Source organism: Amycolatopsis sp. NPDC051371, from assembly GCF_040682155.1.
Taxonomy (GTDB): domain Bacteria; phylum Actinomycetota; class Actinomycetes; order Mycobacteriales; family Pseudonocardiaceae; genus Amycolatopsis.
In genome coordinates, this window is the sequence record NZ_JBFBAG010000003.1 from 275,902 (window position 1) to 293,448 (window position 17,547).

The following is a 17,547-nucleotide window of genomic DNA, read 5'->3' on the forward strand; positions in this document are numbered from 1 at the left end:
TTCACCGGCTGCAGACCGCGCCCCGGATCGAGTGGGACAGGCTCGTGTAGACGGTCCGGCCGTCGGTGGCCCGGACCTCGAAGCAGTAGCGCTGCAAGGGATCGACCCGGACGGTCGCGGTATGCAGCCGGGCCGCCAGGATCGCGTGGTTCGGCTCGCCTTCCGGGGCGACGATCACGGCGTAGTCGACGTCGGCCAAGGAACTGGTCCAGGTGAGCACGACCTCGTTGCCGTGATCCTCGGGCTCGGCCAACTCCAGCGCGGCTCCCGGAGCCGCGACCGACGGCGACAGCGACGGCGACAGCGACGGGACCGGAGCCGATCCGCCCTGGCCGTCTGTGAGGAACATCGCCACTCCGATCCCCGCGACGCACACCGCCCCCGCGCCACCGAGAACGACGTGCCGGCGAAGCCGCCTCGACGGTTTCGCCGGCACGGAATCCAGCGTCGAGACGGCCGATGGGAACCCGGTGACCACCGCGGCGGGTTCAGCCGGCAGCAGCTCGGCGAACCGCTCGGCGACCCAGGCCGCGTCCGGCGGGCGGTGCTCGGGATTCGGGGCGAGCAACCGGCCCACCACCGCGGACAGGATGACCGGGACGTCGGGGTCGTCGATCGCCGGGACGGGGCTGCGCAACAGCCGCAGGATCCGCTCCCCGACCGGCTCGCCGAGCTGCCCGGGCAGCGGCGGTTTGCCGGTGAGCACCCGGTACAGGAGCGCACCGAGACCGTAGAGATCGGTCCGCTCGTCGAGTGTCTCGTCCCGCAACGTCTCCGGGGCCAGGTACTCCAGCTCACCGGCGATGTCCCGCGGGAACGCCCGCCGCACGGCGACGCCGAAGTCGGCCAGCACCGGTTCTCCGGTCGGGCGGAAGAGCACGTTCGCGGGCTGCACGCGACCGTGCACCACCCCGGCGGCGTGCGCACCGGCGAGCGCGGTCGCCAGCACGTGTCCGAGCACGACGGCTTCGCCGGGCAGGAGCCACCGGTCGCCGTCGATCAGTGCGGCGAGGGACTGGGGGCACAGCTCCATCCGGATCGCGTGCCGGCCGTCGGCCAGCTGCTCGATGCCGTCGACCGGGAGCACGCCGGGCAGTTCCTGGAGCCGGGCGCGGTCGTGTTCCACCGCCGCCAGCGTCGCCCGGTCGAACCGGGCCGGGAAGATCTTGAGCGCCACCGGCACGTCGTCGAACAGTCCGGAATGGACTGTCGCCACCGGGCCGGAGCCGAGGGTGCGTTCGTCCGGCACCGTCACCACCGCGTTCATCACCATCACCTCAGCTCGGCATTGCACGCAGGCTGCGCACGTCGAAGGCGGCCCGCACCCGGGCTCGCCACGGTGTCCCGGTCAGTCCCTTACGGATCGCCCGCACGGCCGACCACGCTTGTTCCCCGGTCCGGTGGTCGGCACCGTCACCGGACCACAGCGCGATGTCCACCAGCCGGGCCAGCCACACCAGCCCCTCCGCCACCGATGTGTCCACAGTGGCCGGAAGAGCGCGGACGAGGTCGCGCACGGTCGCCCCGCGAGGGGTGGCGAAGCCGTACGCCCGCAGCACGTCCCGCGCCTCCTTCCACGCCGCGACGACGGCGTCCGCGCCAGCACGGCGACGTCGCCGTGCCGTGCGCGCGGCGCGCAGCACCGGGACCGCCACGGTCAGCAGGACGAGGAGCGCGGCAACACCGGCGCCCAGCCAGGCCGCCGCGTCCACGAGCCAGTCCGTCGGCGACTCCCCGGTCGCCGGCGCCGGGGAATCGCCGTCCGGGACGTCCGGGTCGTACAGCTGGGGCTGCGGTGGGAGATCCCGCCGCGCCTGATCGGTGCTCCCGGACAGACCGCCCGGCGCCGCGCCCGCACCCCGGGCCGCGCCGCCGGTCGGGTCCAGCGGCACCCAGCCGACACCCGCCACGGCGACCTCCGGCCACGCGAACGCGTCTCCGTTGTGGACGGTCACCGATCCGCCGACGCCGGGCGGGGCCCGGAAGCCGACCGCGATCCGGGCGGGGATGCCCACGATCCGGGCCAGTGCGACGTACGCGGCGGCGAACTGCTCGCTGGTGCCCGCTCGGGTGCCGAACAGGAACGTGCGCAGCTGCGCCCAGCCGCTGCCGGTCGGCAGCACCGGCCCCACGGCCTGGTGGTAATGCTCGGCGAGGTACCGCTCCAGCACCAGCGCCGTCCGGAACGACGGCCGCAGCCCGCCGGTCGCGGTCTTCGCCAGGTCGGCGACGCCGGGTGGCACCTGCCCGACGCCGCCCGCCAGGTGCCCCCCAGCGTCGATGCCGGCGTCGAGCAGGTCGCCCGGCGCGACGGCCGGTTCGCGCCAGCCGAGCTCGTAGCCGACCGCGCCGCGGCGGTCCGGCAGCAGGAGCATGCCGGTGCGCGGGTCGACCAGGGGCGCGACACCGGAGACCGCGGCGGGTTCGGCCTGGCTCGGCAACCATGGCCCGCCCGAACCCGGCGGCACCGTGATCCGCGCGTGGAACGTGGCCTCGCCGAGCGACGATCCCAGCCGCAGGTAGTTCGCGTCGGCGCGCCAGGTGACGCCGTCGAAGTCGTCGAGGACGGCCGTGCGCCAGCGGTCGACCGGCGCGGTGCTGGTGTAGCTGAACACCGGCGGGGCCGGGTGGGTCAGCCGGTCCGCGACGTCGTCGAGCGGATCGTCGACTCGCAGGGCCTGCGGCGAAACGGCCTCGTGTGTGATGGCCAGCGACGGCCGGTTCCCTTGGTCGAGCGCGGTGAGCCCGGCCGCGGCGGCCACCGCGACCAGCGCGGACGGCACCACCAGCGCCAGCCGGCCGGCGCCGCGGCGGGTGACCGCGAGGAGCGCGCCGACGACGGCGCAGTACGCCAGCCCGGCCGCCGTCGCGACCGGCCCGGACAGCGCCGTGTAGGCCTGGCTCAGGCCCGCGACGGCCAGGCCCGGCGTCAAGGCCACGACCGGGCGGCGCTGCAGCTCGACGCCGAGCGCGGCGGCGGCCAGCACCGCGAGCGGGACGAAGAGAAGCAGGTCCGGGTCCGGGCGCGCCGGCCAGGTGGACTGCAGGGTCAGCTGCCAGGACTGGGTCACGCCGTCGAGCAGGCCACGTAAGAGCGCCGCGTCCGGCAGGCGCGGGCCGAACTCCAGCTCCCCCAGGGCCAGCAGACCGGCGACGAGGGCCAGCAGCGGCCGCCACGGCCCCAGCGCGGCGACGCGGGCACAGAGCTCGGTGACGGCGAAGCACGCCGTCAGCGCCACCGCGATCGGCAGCAGCAGCGGGCGGAACCCGAACACCGGCGCGAACAACAGCCCGGGCAACCCGGTGGCGAGCAGCAGCAGGATCACCGTCGTGCGTTGGGTCCACTGTGGATTCATCGGGCGACCGCGTTCCAGCGCCGCGCCGCGTCGGCCGCGTCGGAGACCTCGAACACGGTCGCGCCGGGAATCCCGGTGAGCGATCCGGGCGGCCCGAGCACGAAGACGACGAGCGGCGTGTAGCGGTCGCGCAGGGCGGCCAGCGCGGCTCGGTCGGCGGGTGTGCCGCCCGCCGTGACCACGGCGAATCCGCCGACCCCGCCGCGAGTCAGCTGCTCGGGCACCAGGGTGGCACCGGCGGCCGGTTCGAGCACGCACAGGGCGTCCAGCAGCGGCCGCACCGCCTGCACGCCGCCCGAGGTGTCCAGGTCGAGACCGCCGGAGGACACCAGCCGCGCCGGCCGGTCCGCGTGCGCCGCGGACGTCACCAGCGAAGCGGTGATGTCGATCACCTCTTCCAGCAACGAGCCCTCCAGGCGGCTGTCCAGCAGCGCGGTGAATCGCGGCTGGTCGGGGTCGACGTAGTCGCGGACCATCAGCTGCCCGGTCCGCGCGGTCGCTTTCCAGTGCAGGTGGCGCACTTCGTCCCCCAGCACGTATTCGCGCACTTCGCGCAGGTCGAAGGAGCCGCGCAGCCGGTCGTCGACGGCGGTCCCCTCGTGGTGGTGGCGCGGCCGGCCACCACCGGGCGGGTGCATGACGTGCACCCGGGGATGCACCCACAGCGTCGCGATCTCCCCGGCGGTGAGCCGCCGGTGGCCGAGCCCGAGCGGGTCGCCCCGGTCCAGGGTGAGCGGGCCGACCTGGTGCCGGCCTCGCCGTGCCGTCGGCAGCTCGTAGTGGTGCGTGGCTTCGGCGTTCGGCGCCAGCGCGCGGATCCGGACCGCGCGCACACCGCCGCCGATCCGATCGCCCGCGCTGAACGCCCCGTGCCTGCGGCCGGTCGGGTTCCGCACCCGCAGCGTGGCCATGGCCGGCCGGCCGCGCTCGACGCGGTCCGGATAGATCTCCCGCGTGACGGCGACGCGCGGACGACGTCCGGTCAGCACCACCGCCGCCACGAGGGCACCGGCCCCGGCACCCGCGATCGCCAGAAAGAACGGGTAACCGGCCCACTGGCCGAAGGCGAAGAGCACGACAGTGCCCGCGAGCACCCCGGTACCACGCCGGGTCAGCCGGATCATCAGACCTGCGACCCCGCTTTCATCGGCGCCGGGGTCGCGGCGAGCACCTCGTCGACGACCCCGGTGGCGCGGCGGCCGTTCAGCTCGGCGTCGGAGGTGAGGATCAGCCGGTGCGCCAGTACGGCGTAGGCGACGTCCTTGACGTCGTCGACCGTGACGTACGCGCGGCCGTCGGTGGCGGCGTACCCCTGCGCGGCGCGGATCAGCGCGATGCTGCCGCGCGGGCTGGCGCCGTAGCGCAGCGCGGCGTGCGTGCGCGTCGCGGCCGCGAGCCGGGCGGCGTACTCGCAGATCGCACGGTCGACGTGCACCGCGCGGACCTGCTGGATCGTCTGCTGCAACGTCGGGATGTCCACCACCGGCGAGAGTTCGTCCGGGCCGACCCCCGCGCACTCGCCCATGATCACCATGACCTCGGACGCGAGGTCGGGGTAGCCGACGTCGAGCCGCATCAGGAACCGGTCCAGCTGCGCTTCCGGCAGCCGGTAGGTGCCGGCCAGCTCGATCGGGGTTCTGCGTGGCGACGACCAGGAACGGCCGCGGCACCTCGTGCCGGACCGCGTCGACCGTGACGGTGCGCTCCGCCATCACCTCGAGCAACGCCGACTGCGTCTTCGGCGTGCCGCGGTTGATCTCGTCCGCGACCACGACGTTGGCGAACACGCCGCCGGGGTGGAACTCGAACCGCTCGTCCTTCTGGTGGTACACCGGCACGCCGGTGATGTCGCCGGGCAGCAGGTCCGGGGTGAACTGGATGCGGTTCCACGAGCCGCCGATGCTGCGCGCCACGCAGCGTGCCAGTGTCGTCTTGCCGACGCCGGGCACGTCTTCGAGGAGCAGGTGGCCCTCGGCGAACAGGGCCGCGACCGCGAGCCGTACGATCTGTGGCTTGCCGCGCAGGACACTGTGGACGTTCGCTGCGATGCGCTCGTAGACGGCGCCGGGCGGGAGTGCTTGCGTCATGGCCTCTTCCACGTGATTCGGTTCGATTGGATGGTGCCGTCCGGAGTGACGACGCTGACCCAGATGGTTTGGCCGGGTTCGTCGTAGTCGAGCTGGTTGTAGGTGAGCGAGCCGCTCGAGTTCGTTGTGGCGTATTCGGTCTGCACGTTGCCGGTGCTGTTCGAGCTGAGCTTGATCCCGTAGCGCGTGCCCGGCGCGAAGCCGGTCATCGTCACGTTCACGAACCCGCAGTCCGGCGCGTCGCAGCTGCCGCTTGTGGTGGGCGCGCCCTCGCTGATCGTGATCTTCGGCGACGGCACGGTGAGACTCTTCGACGCCGCGGCGCCGGTCCGCGTTTGCCCGTCGGGTGTCCGGGTCACCGCGCGGACGGTGAAGGTGTAGGTCTTCCCGGTCGTCAGCCCGGAGTACGTCGCCGTCGTGCCGGACACGGTCTGCTGCGCCAGCCCCGTGCCGGTGACGACGTAGTGCACCAGCTGCCCGCCACCGAGGTCCGGTTGTGTCCACGACAGGGCCGCGCCGCCGTTGCGGTAGGTCGCGGTGAGCCTCGGTGCCGACGCGGCCGCCGCCGGTGTCGCCGACGCCGACGCGCCCGGCCCCGTACCGGCCTTGTTCACCGCGACGACAGTGAACGTGTAGCGGGTTCCGTTGGCCAGCCCGGTGACGGCCACCTGTCGGCTCGCGCCACCGACCGTTCTCGACCCGCCAGCCCAGCTGACCCGGTAGGAGGTCACCGGCGCCCGGTTGTCCGCCGCCGCACCCCAGCTCACCGTCGCCGAACTGTCGCCACCGGTCGCCGAGACGCCGGGCGGTGCGCCCGGCGGACTGGCCGGCACCGCGGGCGGCGAGGGCTTCCGCGGCGGAGGCGGCGGGTTCTGCGGCTTCGGCTTGTTGCCCGCGTCGACGTCCGGCTTGCCCCCGGTACCCGGCTGCTCGACCGGGGGCAGGACCGGCGGCTGACCCGGCGCGGGGTGGTCCGGCACCGGCTGGTCCGGCTTGCCGGCCGGGGGCACGACCGGGACGTCGGTGACCTTGCCGTCCTTGCCGACAACCAGTACGTGCGTGCCCTGCCCGCCGTCGACGTAGACACGGGCGTCTTCGCCGCGGACGAGCCGGGACGTTCCTTCACCGGGCGGCACCGGCTTGACGTCGGTGGGCCGCCCCACGGCGTCGAACGTGAGCAGCGTGCCGGAGCTGCGGTTGACCAGCGCGACCACGGAGCCGCCGGCCACCGGGCCGTCGTACTGCCCCGCGGGCAGCTCCACGGTGATCGGCTTCCGCGGGTTCGGCGCGGGATCCACGAGGTAGAGCCGGTTCCCCGACGGGTCGAGGACGGGCACCCGGCCGGCGACATCGTTGCTGGCCGGCCGCAGGTCCGCGGTCGCCGCGACACCCATCGGCACCGCCCCGCCGAGCCCCCCGGTCTCGACCTGGCGCACGGCGCCGTCGGTCGTGTCGACGAAGTGCAGGGTGTCACCGACCAGGGTCAGCGCGCCGCGGTGGCCGGCCGGGAGCGGCACCGGGCAGGACGAAACACCGACCGCGCCGCGATCGACCCGGCAGAGCAGGCCGGAACTGGTGCGGGGCAGCCACAGCGTGCCATCGGCGGTGGCGACCGGGTCACCGACCGGACCGCCGGCGGACATCGTCGCCGCCGGGTCGCCGAGCCGGGCGATCCGGCCGGCGTTGCGGTAGACCACGTAGGGGCCTCCCGCGGTCTCCACGCCCACCGGGAGCTCGGCCGACGGAGGCACCGCCGACGGCCCGGCCGCCAGGTCCGACTTGCCGAACTCCGTGATCCGCGTACTGCCGACGACGTACCCGCTGGTGTCACCCTGCAGCACTTGACTGCCCTGGTCGCCGGGCACGGTGGCCTGCGCGTCGATGCCCGCGGTGCCGCCGTCGACGTGGAAAGCCACGTGCAGCACGGAGTTGTAGATCCAGTGCCCGCCGGGGACCACCCGCAGGCCGGGCAGCGAGTCCGCGGCGCCGGTGACCGCGGCCGTCACGCCCGCGGTCACGACCACCACGATCACCGCGGCCGGCATCCGAGTCCGCCACGAGTAGTTCAGCCGAGTGGTCTTCGTCACGGGAGCGGACGGTAGCCAGGCGGCGCGGGAGGGGTCCCGCTGTCAACCCGGAGCCCACCCTTTACCAGCGTCTCGGGGAAGAACCACGGCTCAGGCTCGGATCACCGCCGCTCCGGCGCCCAGCATCAAGGGCGAGCACCCGGCCCGGACCGGCAACCGCAAGCTGAAACGGGCGTTCTTCCTCGCCGCGCTCGTGTGCCTGGCCGTCGCCGCTGCGACGTTCTCTACGCGATGCCGTTCACCAGCGACTCCACCCGTTGTCCGCGCTACATCCGACATCCGGACTTCCGCCCCATGGTCGCGCCCTGGTCAGGCCTCGTCGATGGGAAGCACCACACCAAGGCCGGTGACGTCCACGGCCTTCCGCACGATGCGCGACGGCGCGATGGCCAGATCGAGGTTCGCCGCGATGCAGGCACTGTGCAGCTTGACCAACGTGGCCAGCCCGCTGGAGCTGCAGAACGTGACGTTCGTGAGGTCCGCCACGACCGTGCCCGGTGGTGTGCCCAGCACCCTGGCGAACTCCTTCTCCAATGCCGACGACTTCGCCAGCAGCACAACCCCGGCTCCGCCGTACCGAGCAAGGCAGGAGCTCGCTGATCTGCGCCTCAGTGCGGGTCGCGGCGGCGCCCGCACCCGGGGGCAGCTACATCCATCCGGCAGAACTCGTTACTCCGCGTGTGCCAAGCACTGTGGCATTCGGGTCATCATCGAGGCGTTCGGCTGATCTTCGGCCATTCGGACCATTTTCTGTTCTCCGACCGGCCCGGGAACGATAAAGTGCCGGTCTTCGCAGGGGAGCGGCGAAGAGCGAATGGCGTCGAGGGGGACACATGTTCGTGGGCCGGACGTCGGTCCTGGAGCTGATCGACGACCTGACCGGACCTCGTGGCGAGAACCCTTCCGGCGGTCCACGGCCGGTCGTGGTTCTGACGGGTTGCGGCGGTTCCGGACGGACTGCGATCCTCGATGAAGCGCTGCGGACCTGGCGGGACCGGACGGCGTCCGTGCTGGTCCAGCCGTTGATCCTGGACGGTGACCGGGCGTCGCTGCGCCCATTGCTCACGTCGATCATGCTCGGGCTGGGCGTCGGAGTTCCGGGCTATTCGGTGTCATTTCCCCGCTCCCTGATCGCACAGCTCGCCATCAGTGCGGATTTCGCCGGCCAGCCCGCCGACGACCAGCGGATCCGACTGAGGGAACGGCTCAACGATTACAAGCGCAAACCCGCGCTCGACCGTTTCCTCAAAGCGCTGGCGCACGACTCTTTCACCCTCGTGCACGTCCAGGTCCCCGGGTTGTCCGAACTGGTCCCGAAGCTGGCGGCGGAAGCCGCCGAAAGTGCGCTGAACCGCCTGTACCGGGGGCGTGGCCTGATGCGGTTCTCCTGGGGCGACGCCGTGGACTGGTTCACGCACCAAGATCAGGACTTCACGAACGACGCCGAGGCGACGCTGATCCAGCTCGGCGCCCGAGCCAAAAGCGCTGACCCGGTGATCCGGCGCGGCGTCGACGATGTCCTGGTGGCCGCTTTCCTCGCGGACCTGCGCCGCAGCCACGCCCGCGTCCGGGGACGGCCGCCGCAGATGCTCCTGCTGCTGGACGACGGCGACGTGCCGGCGGCCGTGACGTTCGTCCGCTCGCTGCTTCGCGTGCGCCAAGCGATCGCCGACAGCCGCCCGACTCCGGAGAACCGGCTGCCCGATCCACTGACCGTGGTCACGACCAGCGCTGGGCCGGCCGCGGCGGGTGCCGCGCACTGGCCGGGGACCGGGCCGGTGGACGGACCCAGACTGCGGGTCGACGTCGCCGACCTGACTTCCGCGGAGGTGCTCCAGCTGGCCCGGAGTCACGACTGGGCGACCTCGGAACGCACCGGGAGCGTGGCCGGCCGGCTCACCCACGGCCACGCGGCAGCGACCGAGTTCGTGCTGCGCCGGCTCGGAGAGGACCCGCGGCTGCTGGACCACCTGGGCACCCTCCTGGACGGCCACGAGCCCGATGAAAATGTGCGCGTCGACCGTCACCTGCTGCAGATCCTCGTTCGCGGGCTCGACCCGCAGCGGACGCCGGACGACGCCTCGGTCGAGGCCCTGATCACATTGGCGGCCGCCCGGACCTGGCAGGAAGCCGGGACGCTCGTTCCCCTGCTGCCACCGCCCTTCGACCTCGGCTCGCCGCTCTACACCTCGCCGACGTTGTGGGCCGCTCCCGGCGGCGAACGCCGGCTCCACCCGCTGGCCCGCTACCTCGGCTTGCGGGCGCTGGCCGCGCGTCCGGACGCGCAAACGGGCTGGGAAGGCGTTTTTCGCCTCCTGCGAGGCAAAACCCATCCGGACGACCAGGCCGGGCGATGGCACCACGAACGGATGCTCGGCGGCCGCAAGAAGGTCGCGGACGAACTGGCCGCCCTGCTGCCCGAACTGCCGTCCGCGGAGTGGCTGCAGCTGTTCGACGCCGTGGTGGTCACACCCGACCCGCGGGCGACCGACCTGGCGGAAATGAAGGGTCTCGGCCGGCCGCCGACCCCGGTCGGGCACACCGACGCGCTGCTCGGCATTGTGCCCGCCCTGGAGCGGGACCCGTGCGTGACGCGGCCGGAGGACATCGCGGCGCTGCGGAAGCTCGCCGGGCACGGCTTCCTCCGGCTCGCCGAAACCGAAGGGGTGGCGGACAAGCAGCCGTTCCTCGACCGAGCCGCCCGCTACTCCGCGGACAGCGGCTGGTACTGACCTCTGTTCCGAAAGGACCCGACCTTGTCCCCGCGCTACCGCTGGCTGATCTTCCCGTCTCCGAGCCGGGACTTCCCGCACCGCTGGACAGACTGGTGGCGGCTTTCCATCGCGCTCGTCGTCGCCATCGTCGTCGCCGGCGGCCTCGTCTTCCAGCAACCGCTGCAGCGGGCGTTCACCTGCGGCTGGTTCGACGGCTCCGCCTGGTCGGCCGGTGACGAGTGCGTGGGTCTCAGCGACGGCTCCTACGACTTCGGACTCGACCGCTTCACCACCGTGCTGCACGCGGTCGAGCAGCAGAACACAGCCGCCGCGGACAAATGCGATCCCCAGGGCTCCCCGGTGACCGTCGGGGTGCTGCTGACGCTGACCGACCGCAATGCCGGCGGGCGCGCGCTGCACGAGCTCGAAGGGATGGTTGCCGGACAACGCCACGCCAACGACACCGGGTGCCTGCACCCGATGCGGCTGGTCGTCGCGAACGTCGGCGCGTACGGTCCGGACAACGAAGCCGTCGAAGTGGCCCGTGAGCTCGCGGACGACCCGGACGTCGTGGCCGTCGCGGGTCTCGGGTTGAGCCAACAGCGATCAGCCGAGGTGGCGGACCTGCTGGCCGCGGCGAAGGTCCCGATGGTGTCCGACCTGATCACCGCCGAGGGATTCGACCAGACCGGGTCCCGCGACGACCAGCCGGACTTCCGCTCGTGCGACCCGGACATCACCTATCCCCGCGGCGTCGGGAAGGACTATTTCTATCGCGTCGCCTACCGGAACTCCGTGCAGATCGAGCAACTCGCCGGGGTGCTGCCCGGCCGGCCGGACTTCATCATGGTGCCCACCGGCGGCTCCGACCCGTACCCGTGCACCGCGCTGCCCATGATGCAGCGCCGCTTCGGAGGCAAGATCACCGAGGTCAAGTTCGACGCCGACGAAGCGAGCACAGTCCCGCTGACCGCTCAACGTGTCTGTGGAACTGCGAAGGACGTCGAAGTGCTCTACATCGCGCGCGGCAGCGACCTCGCGCGGTTCCTCTTCAGCCTCGACGAAGCCTTCCTTGGCGGGCGGTGCGCGGCCACGTCGGTCACTGTGATAAGCACGTCCGATGGACTGCGGGTCCGCTCGCCGGAAGACAACGCGATGCTGGAGGACCTTCGCCTGCAGGCCTTGCGGTCGCAGAGCTTCACCGACGGCCGGATCCGGCTCATCTCGACGCTCGTGTCCGGAGCCGACCGCTTCCGCGGCGACAATCCCGGGTTCCGGGACCTCGAAACGGCGTTCGCCGGCGCCGGGTTCGATGCGACTCACCTCGATGACGGCTGGGCGGTCAATGGCTACGACGCCGTGACCACGATTTCGGCGGCGTTGCGGACGCTCCCGTCGGCGAAGCCGGTGCAGCGCAGCCAGGTCAACACCGCGATCAGCGGGTTCTCCTCGAGCGGTCAGGCCGTGGCGGGCGCCGGCGGCCCCATCACGTTCGACAACAGCGGCAACCGCGCGGACGCGGGTCCACCGGTGGTCCGGGTGTGCCCACCGGTCCCGGCGACCGGCGACCAGCCGTCGCGGACCCCGAGCGTGATCGTCCGTCCGGGTAACCCGCCGATCTGTTGACCGACGGAGCCGGCGAAGCCCGTTGGCGAAGACGTCGGCTTCGTAGGGCAGGCAGCGCTACGCCGCTATCGAGACCACCAACCCGCTGCGCCCTCCCCGCACACGAAGGAATCTCGCGCGAGAACTCCCGACCAGGTGACAGCTGTGATCGCCGAAGCTCAACGTACCAATCAGACCACGACATCCACGACCAGCACCCACAGCAGGCGTGGACGCTGGTCGCCAGGTGCGGGCCACCGCGGTCGCACTGCTGGGACTTGACCGGGTCATCGCGCACGCGACCACGGAACCTGGCCGTGCCTCGGCTTCACACAGGACGTCGGCCAGCCGGCCACTCCCGCGTTGCAGGTCTGCGAAGCGCCACGCGAGGTCGTCGGCAACCAGGGCCGTGCGGCCCGGGTACGCGCGTGCCCGCAGCGCGAACTGCTCCTGCCAGCCCACCCCTGGCACGACGCGGCCTGCCCCCACTACGGAAAGCGGCCGGTCCCGCATCACGCACCCCGGCCGCGACGACGTCCTGCTCGATCCGGCGCATCCACGCCCAGAACTGCTCGCCCCGTCCCGGCGCCAGCAGCTCGAGGTGGCTCTCCGGCACCGTCGCGGCCAGGAACGGGCCGATCGTCCAGGTCCGCCACGCCACCGTCGCGTCCTCCGTCTCGACGGGATCGGCCTCGCCGCACAACGTGGCCAGCGGGCAGCGCCGTGCCGCATCGGCCGGACCGCGGTAGGCGGTGGTCAGCTCGATGTCACGGCGCAGCAGGTCCTTGGCGTAGGCCCATACCTCGAAGGACGCGCGGTTCCCGAGGCCACGCACGAATCCTTCGCTGCCCAGCACCTCGGCCAACGTCGCCTCGCCAAGCTGCGGATACCGCCCACAGACCCGCTTCTGTGGCGCCGGTGCCCCGACCACAACAATAGCCGCAGGCGCCACGCATGCGTGGGTGTGCAGCCGCTGGGCCAGCTCCACGGCGAGGAACGCGCCCATGCTGAACCCTGCCACCACCGTCCGCAGCACCCGCCCGGGGACGAACCGGGTGAGCACCTCGGCGGTGAGCTGCTCAGCCAGCTGTTCCAGGGACGCGGGCAATGGCGTCTCCCACCGGTCGCCCCGGCCCGGGTACTCCGCACCCCAGATTTCCGCGGTAGCGGCGCCGGCAACGTCGCGGAACACGCCGACCGTGTCCCCGGCGGGCGGCAAGCACAGATATCGATAACCGCTTTCCATGGCCTTGTTCCCCGGAGACAGCAACCTGATGGCAGAGGGCATGATGAGTCCTTCGATGAATGACGCCAGTGACCTGAACCACTTTCCCAAGGAAATAGAATTGAGAAAATCCACACGTCGAGCTAGAGATGCCCGCGCGCTCACGCCTGATGATGTTTCTGCCACCGATGGCTACGATCGCGAACTTTGTTATCTGGCCGTACGGCCGCATTTTCAGTTCGCCGACGAAGGCGCTCCCAAAGGCACGCTCCGGCGCCACCGGTGCACAACCCGGCGACTCGACCCACCCTCGGCTGGACGTCCGTCCTATCGGACACTCGAACTCGGAGCGGGCCAGGGCCGCACACCTCTCCGTAAAGCAATGTCGATCTTCCGGCCGACTGGGCGGATACGACCCGAGAAGCAGATCGGGCGTAACCGTTTGACCGCGATGCTGAAAACCGACACGAAGCACCCCGCTTAACGCCAGACAATCCCCTCCGAGGTGAAATTTCAAGACAGACGTTCAGTCGGCCGCGCGCATCGCCGTCCGCACACCACGACGACGACAGCAATGTCACCACTCGCCAACAGCAGAGAACCCAACTCACCCCTCGACGGGCCTTGCCGGCAACACAAAGCTGGCACCTCTCGGCAATTCAGCTCGACGGCGAGGAATCCGGGCGGCCGTCAGGGATACCAACGATGTCCTCATCGAGAACGTGAAGCTCGAATCGAGCCGTGTCGTACCCACCGGCATCCCAGGCAAGATCGCTGTCGCCAACACGCCACTCGCGACCAGTGGTGCGCTCTCGCAACAACCACGCCACGCGTCCTCCTGTTGACTGCTTGAGCTCACGTAGACCGCGGCCACGTTAGCAAGCTTCTAGTAGTGCTTTGTTAGGTGTGTCGTTGCGGCTGGTCAGGGTAGTGATGTGATCTGCTGTCGCGGTGAAACCGGAGGAGTTGGAGCAGGTCCGTCCGCGGCTGGCGGCGTTCGCCGCCGAGATGCTGGGTGGGCTGGCGCGGGCGGATCAACGGGCGAAGGGTGAACTGTATCTGCGTGGGCTGATGCTGGACGGCAAGCGGAAGTCCATGCAGCCGATGGCCGAGCGGCTCGGGGTGGATCATCAGCAGCTTCAGCAGTTCGTTACCTCCTCCACCTGGGACTATGTCGATGTCCGGCACCGGATCGCCCGCTGGGCCGATGCGTTCATCGCCCCGGAGGCCTACGTCATCGACGACACCGGATTCCCGAAAGACGGCGTCGATTCCCCCGGCGTCGCCCGAATGTATTGCGGTGCGCTGGGCAAGACCGGGAATTGTCAGGTCGGGGTCAGCGTGCACGCGGTGACCGACTGGGCGTCGGCGGCGATCGACTGGCGACTGTTCCTGCCGCAGTCCTGGGACGACACCACGGTCACCGACCCCGATGCCGCCGCTGAAATCCGAGGTCGGCGCAGCAGGTCCAAGGTTCCCGATGACCTGCGACACAAGGAAAAGTGGCGGCTGGCGCTGGACATGCTCGACGAGATCACCGGCAACGACGCCGCCGGCGAATGGGGATTACCGGATCGGCCCGTGGTCGCCGACGCCGGCTACGGCGACGCAACCGAGTTCCGGCTCGGGTTGACCGAACGGGGCCTGTCATATGTCCTGGCAGTGAAAGCGACCACCACAGCTTTCCCCGCCGACGCCCTCCCGCAGACCTTGCCCTACACCCCCGGCGTCGGCCGCCGCCCGGTGCCGCGCTACCGCGACCAACCCGCCAACCTCAAGACTCTCATCATGACCGCGGGGCGAAAGGCCGGCCGGATGGTGACCTGGCGCCACGGCTCCCGCAAGACCCCGGGCAACCCCACCGCCGCCCTGCGGTCGAGATTCCTGGCGCTGCGGGTGCGTCCGGCCAACCGTGACATCCCCAAGGCCGACGATGGCAGCCTCCCCGAATGCTGGCTGCTGGCCGAATGGCCACCCGGAGAACCCGAACCCACCGACTACTGGCTCTCCACCCTGCCCGCCGACACCCGCCTGCGGGATCTGGTCCGGCTGGCGAAGATCCGCTGGCGCATCGAACACGACTACCGCGAACTCAAAGACGGCCTCGGCCTCGACCACTTCGAAGGCCGCAGCTGGATCGGCTGGCACCGCCACGTCACCCTCGCCGCACTGGCCCAGGCGTTCTGCACCCAGCTGCGCTACGACCCAAAAGCCCCTGCGCCGGCCTGACCCTCTACGCCGTCCTCCGCGAACTCCAGGCACTGTTCGCGGTCTGGACCGGCGCATGCACCACCTGCCACCAACCAGTCACGTGGCTCCAGCAACCACCTGAACCCATGACCTAACAAAGCACTACTAGAAACGTGCGTTCGATCGGGCCGTGTCGCACGCTGACCGGCGTCCGCCGCCATCCGCAGAAACGTGCCCAGTTCGTTGCAGTTCACTCCATGGGTGACAGCCGGCCGGGCGCCTACGAGGGTGTGTCGACGGCCTACGCCCGGCCGCCACCGCAATAGCGCAGTCGCTGAATCAGGCTGGGCCGATCGTCAGGGTTTCCGTGCCACGACACCGGCGATGAGCCGCTGCGCGGCGTTGAGCGATTTCAGGTTCGGCCCGTCCGACCACCAGTTCGCCAGCAGCACAATCCCCGGCTCCACCGGCACCAAGCCCGGCAGCAGCTCCTCGATCTCCGCCTCGGTGCGCGCGGTGGCGCCACCGAGCGAGCCGCGGGCGACGGCGTCCTGGAAGGCTGCCATCGTGTCGTGATCGCCGCCTTCGCCCGGATCGAACAGGTGGGAAATGGCAACGTAGGAACCCGACGGGAGAGCATCGACGTACTCCCGCATGATTTCAGCCGGTCGGCGCCGGTCACCCTTGTAGTGGTGCAGCGTGGCCACGAACATCAGAGCAATCGGGCGCGACCAGTCGAGGTGTTCTCGCACGACCTCGTCCTGCAGGATCGTCCTCGGATCGAAGATGTCGCCGGCCACGAACCGGGTCCGGTCGTTCTCCGCCAGCAACGCTTGGCCGTGCGCGACCACGACCGGGTCATTGTCGACGTAGACGACCTTGGCCAGCTTGTCGACGCGCTGGACGACCTGGTGCACGTTCTCCGTCGTCGGCAGCCCCGACCCACAGTCGAGGTACTGATCGATCCCGGTCCGCTCGGCGAGGAAACGACACACCCGGATGAGGTACCGCCGGTTCTCCAGCGCCAGGTCGGCGACCTCGGGCATGACCTGCTGCAGCCGCGCCAGCTCGTCCCGGTCGACCCGGTAGTGGTCCTTCCCGCCGAGCACGAAGTCGTACATGCGGGCAATGCTGGCCCGGCTCGGATCGACCCCGACCGGCGTGTTCGGGCCGGCTCCCGCCTCAGCCACGAGCGAGTCGCCGACACCCGCTTCGACCGCCTCCGCATTGCGCGGCGCCCTGCCGGAAGTGCCGCCTGCTCGACCGCAGCCGCCCCCTGCTCAAGAGCCGGGCGCGATGCGCACGCGAGTGTTCCGTCGTAGCGACCGCCCAAGCCCGCTCACCGCAGATCGGCGCGCCAGCTTTCGCCGGCGCCGAGCTCGGTGATCCCGACCTCTTCCTGAGCCAGCCGTGTACCGCCCATCAAGTGCGCACCGGCCGGCCTCCGGAGCGGCTCCGGCAGCCAGCCGGCCAGCGCGGCCGCGGTGGTGGCGCTGGCAGGGGTCTGGCACGCTTGGGCGCGCGCATGGCGGAACATCGCTTCGTAGAGCCCGGCAGCCGGCCGGACCCGCGGTAGGTTTTCGCCCGCGGCGACCAGGTCGGCGTTGGCCGGGATCTGCAACCCCTTGACATCCAGATCACCGAAGTACCGCACCTCGCGCACCGCCCGGCCCAGCCGCGGGACCGACAGCACCGACTGTTCAAAACCGCCACCTGCGCCCCAGCCGACCAACCCGACTTGTCCCGGATTCCGGGTCAGCGCCGACACCAGAGAGTCGAAGGTGTCGCTGTTCTCGACCACGAGAAGCAGATCCCCCGGCCCCACGGTTTCGAAGGTGAAGCGGGGCGCGACCCGCCGGGCGCGCACCAGCTCCAACGTGAGCCGTCCCTCTCCGAAGAGCGACGTGACCATCAGCTTGTCCAGCACCTTCTCGTTCCCGAAGATCTTGACCGACCGCTCCCGATGGGGAACCACCGGCAGCTGCTCATGGTCGTGTTCGTACAACCACGCGTTCACCAGTCGAAGGTGCTCACGTTGAGCAGGAGTGACGCGGACGTCCGCGACCCAGGACAGCTTGTGGTGCCACACCACCCGCTTCGGCGCACCGGACGTTGCCGGCGCCGGGATGGTGACGAAGTTCGGCAACGGGGGTTTCTGACTACGGTCCCACGACCGCGCCCCCGCCGCTCTCACAAGTCCCGCCCGACCGAGCTCCGCGACGACACCGGCCAACACTTTCCGGCGGCCCGCTACGGCCCCGGCGGCCGGATCCGCGGTATCCA

At 71.0% G+C, this 17,547-nt stretch carries 11 protein-coding genes and 1 pseudogene; 3 read left to right on the forward strand and 9 right to left on the reverse strand.

Annotated elements, in window-relative coordinates; genetic code table 11:
• Position 1 precedes the first annotated feature (1 nt).
• The 6 genes and pseudogenes from AB0M59_RS05855 to AB0M59_RS05880 all read right to left on the reverse strand — a co-directional run bounded on the left by AB0M59_RS05855 (position 2) and on the right by AB0M59_RS05880 (position 8,088).
• Complete coding sequence (locus AB0M59_RS05855; protein ID WP_364609370.1) at positions 2-1,267, reverse strand: protein kinase; 1,266 nt, start codon at positions 1,265-1,267, stop codon at positions 2-4.
• A 10-nt stretch (positions 1,268-1,277) separates the two neighbouring features.
• Complete coding sequence (locus AB0M59_RS05860) at positions 1,278-3,356, reverse strand: transglutaminaseTgpA domain-containing protein (protein WP_364609373.1); 2,079 nt, start codon at positions 3,354-3,356, stop codon at positions 1,278-1,280.
• Positions 3,353-4,480, reverse strand: a complete 1,128-nt coding sequence (locus AB0M59_RS05865; protein ID WP_364609376.1) for a DUF58 domain-containing protein — start codon at positions 4,478-4,480, stop codon at positions 3,353-3,355. Before AB0M59_RS05865 ends, AB0M59_RS05860 begins: the two co-directional genes overlap by 4 nt.
• A pseudogene (locus AB0M59_RS05870) lies at positions 4,480-5,443 on the reverse strand (MoxR family ATPase). The gene AB0M59_RS05865 and the pseudogene AB0M59_RS05870 overlap by 1 nt, the downstream one beginning before the upstream one ends.
• Positions 5,440-7,530 carry a fibronectin type III domain-containing protein gene (locus tag AB0M59_RS05875; protein WP_364609379.1) on the reverse strand — a complete coding sequence of 697 codons (2,091 nt, stop codon included), beginning with the start codon at positions 7,528-7,530 and terminating at the stop codon, positions 5,440-5,442. The pseudogene AB0M59_RS05870 and the gene AB0M59_RS05875 overlap by 4 nt, the downstream one beginning before the upstream one ends.
• Before the next feature lie 309 nt (positions 7,531-7,839).
• Complete coding sequence (locus AB0M59_RS05880) at positions 7,840-8,088, reverse strand: STAS domain-containing protein (RefSeq protein ID WP_364609381.1); 249 nt, start codon at positions 8,086-8,088, stop codon at positions 7,840-7,842.
• A 275-nt stretch (positions 8,089-8,363) separates the two neighbouring features.
• On the opposite strand from AB0M59_RS05880, the gene AB0M59_RS05885 reads away from it, so the two are divergent.
• Positions 8,364-10,262 (forward strand): hypothetical protein, encoded by a 1,899-nt coding sequence (locus AB0M59_RS05885; RefSeq protein ID WP_364609384.1) that lies wholly within the window; start codon positions 8,364-8,366, stop codon positions 10,260-10,262.
• Positions 10,263-10,286: 24 nt separating this feature from the next.
• Positions 10,287-11,870, forward strand: coding sequence for an ABC transporter substrate-binding protein (locus tag AB0M59_RS05890; protein WP_364609387.1), 1,584 nt, complete (start codon positions 10,287-10,289; stop codon positions 11,868-11,870).
• 307 nt (positions 11,871-12,177) lie between these two features.
• On the opposite strand, the gene AB0M59_RS05895 is transcribed toward AB0M59_RS05890, so the two are convergent.
• Entirely contained in the window at positions 12,178-13,137 is a 960-nt protein-coding gene (locus AB0M59_RS05895; RefSeq protein ID WP_364609390.1) for a thioesterase domain-containing protein, read from the reverse strand.
• A gap of 888 nt (positions 13,138-14,025) precedes the next feature.
• On the opposite strand from AB0M59_RS05895, the gene AB0M59_RS05900 reads away from it, so the two are divergent.
• A complete protein-coding gene (locus tag AB0M59_RS05900; protein ID WP_364609393.1) occupies positions 14,026-15,303 on the forward strand; it encodes an IS701 family transposase in 1,278 nt (425 codons plus the stop codon).
• 317 nt (positions 15,304-15,620) lie between these two features.
• On the opposite strand, the gene AB0M59_RS05905 is transcribed toward AB0M59_RS05900, so the two are convergent.
• Together AB0M59_RS05905 and AB0M59_RS05910 are read right to left on the reverse strand one after the other, a co-directional pair.
• Positions 15,621-16,454: an SAM-dependent methyltransferase gene (locus AB0M59_RS05905; protein WP_364609396.1), complete on the reverse strand. Its 834-nt coding sequence runs from the start codon at positions 16,452-16,454 to the stop codon at positions 15,621-15,623.
• 149 nt (positions 16,455-16,603) lie between these two features.
• Positions 16,604-17,410, reverse strand: coding sequence for a Wadjet anti-phage system protein JetD domain-containing protein (locus tag AB0M59_RS05910; RefSeq protein WP_364609399.1), 807 nt, complete (start codon positions 17,408-17,410; stop codon positions 16,604-16,606).
• Positions 17,411-17,547: the final 137 nt, after the last annotated feature.

What these genes read in the sequence shown, in the direction of transcription:
- AB0M59_RS05895 (WP_364609390.1), bottom strand. Translation starts at nt 13,137, where the DNA reads ATGCCCTCTGCCATCAGGTTGCTGTCTCCGGGGAACAAGGCCATGGAA.
- AB0M59_RS05860 (WP_364609373.1), bottom strand. Translation starts at nt 3,356, where the DNA reads ATGAATCCACAGTGGACCCAACGCACGACGGTGATCCTGCTGCTGCTC.
- AB0M59_RS05865 (WP_364609376.1), bottom strand. Translation starts at nt 4,480, where the DNA reads ATGATCCGGCTGACCCGGCGTGGTACCGGGGTGCTCGCGGGCACTGTC.
- AB0M59_RS05885 (WP_364609384.1), top strand. Translation starts at nt 8,364, where the DNA reads ATGTTCGTGGGCCGGACGTCGGTCCTGGAGCTGATCGACGACCTGACC.
- AB0M59_RS05855 (WP_364609370.1), bottom strand. Translation starts at nt 1,267, where the DNA reads ATGAACGCGGTGGTGACGGTGCCGGACGAACGCACCCTCGGCTCCGGC.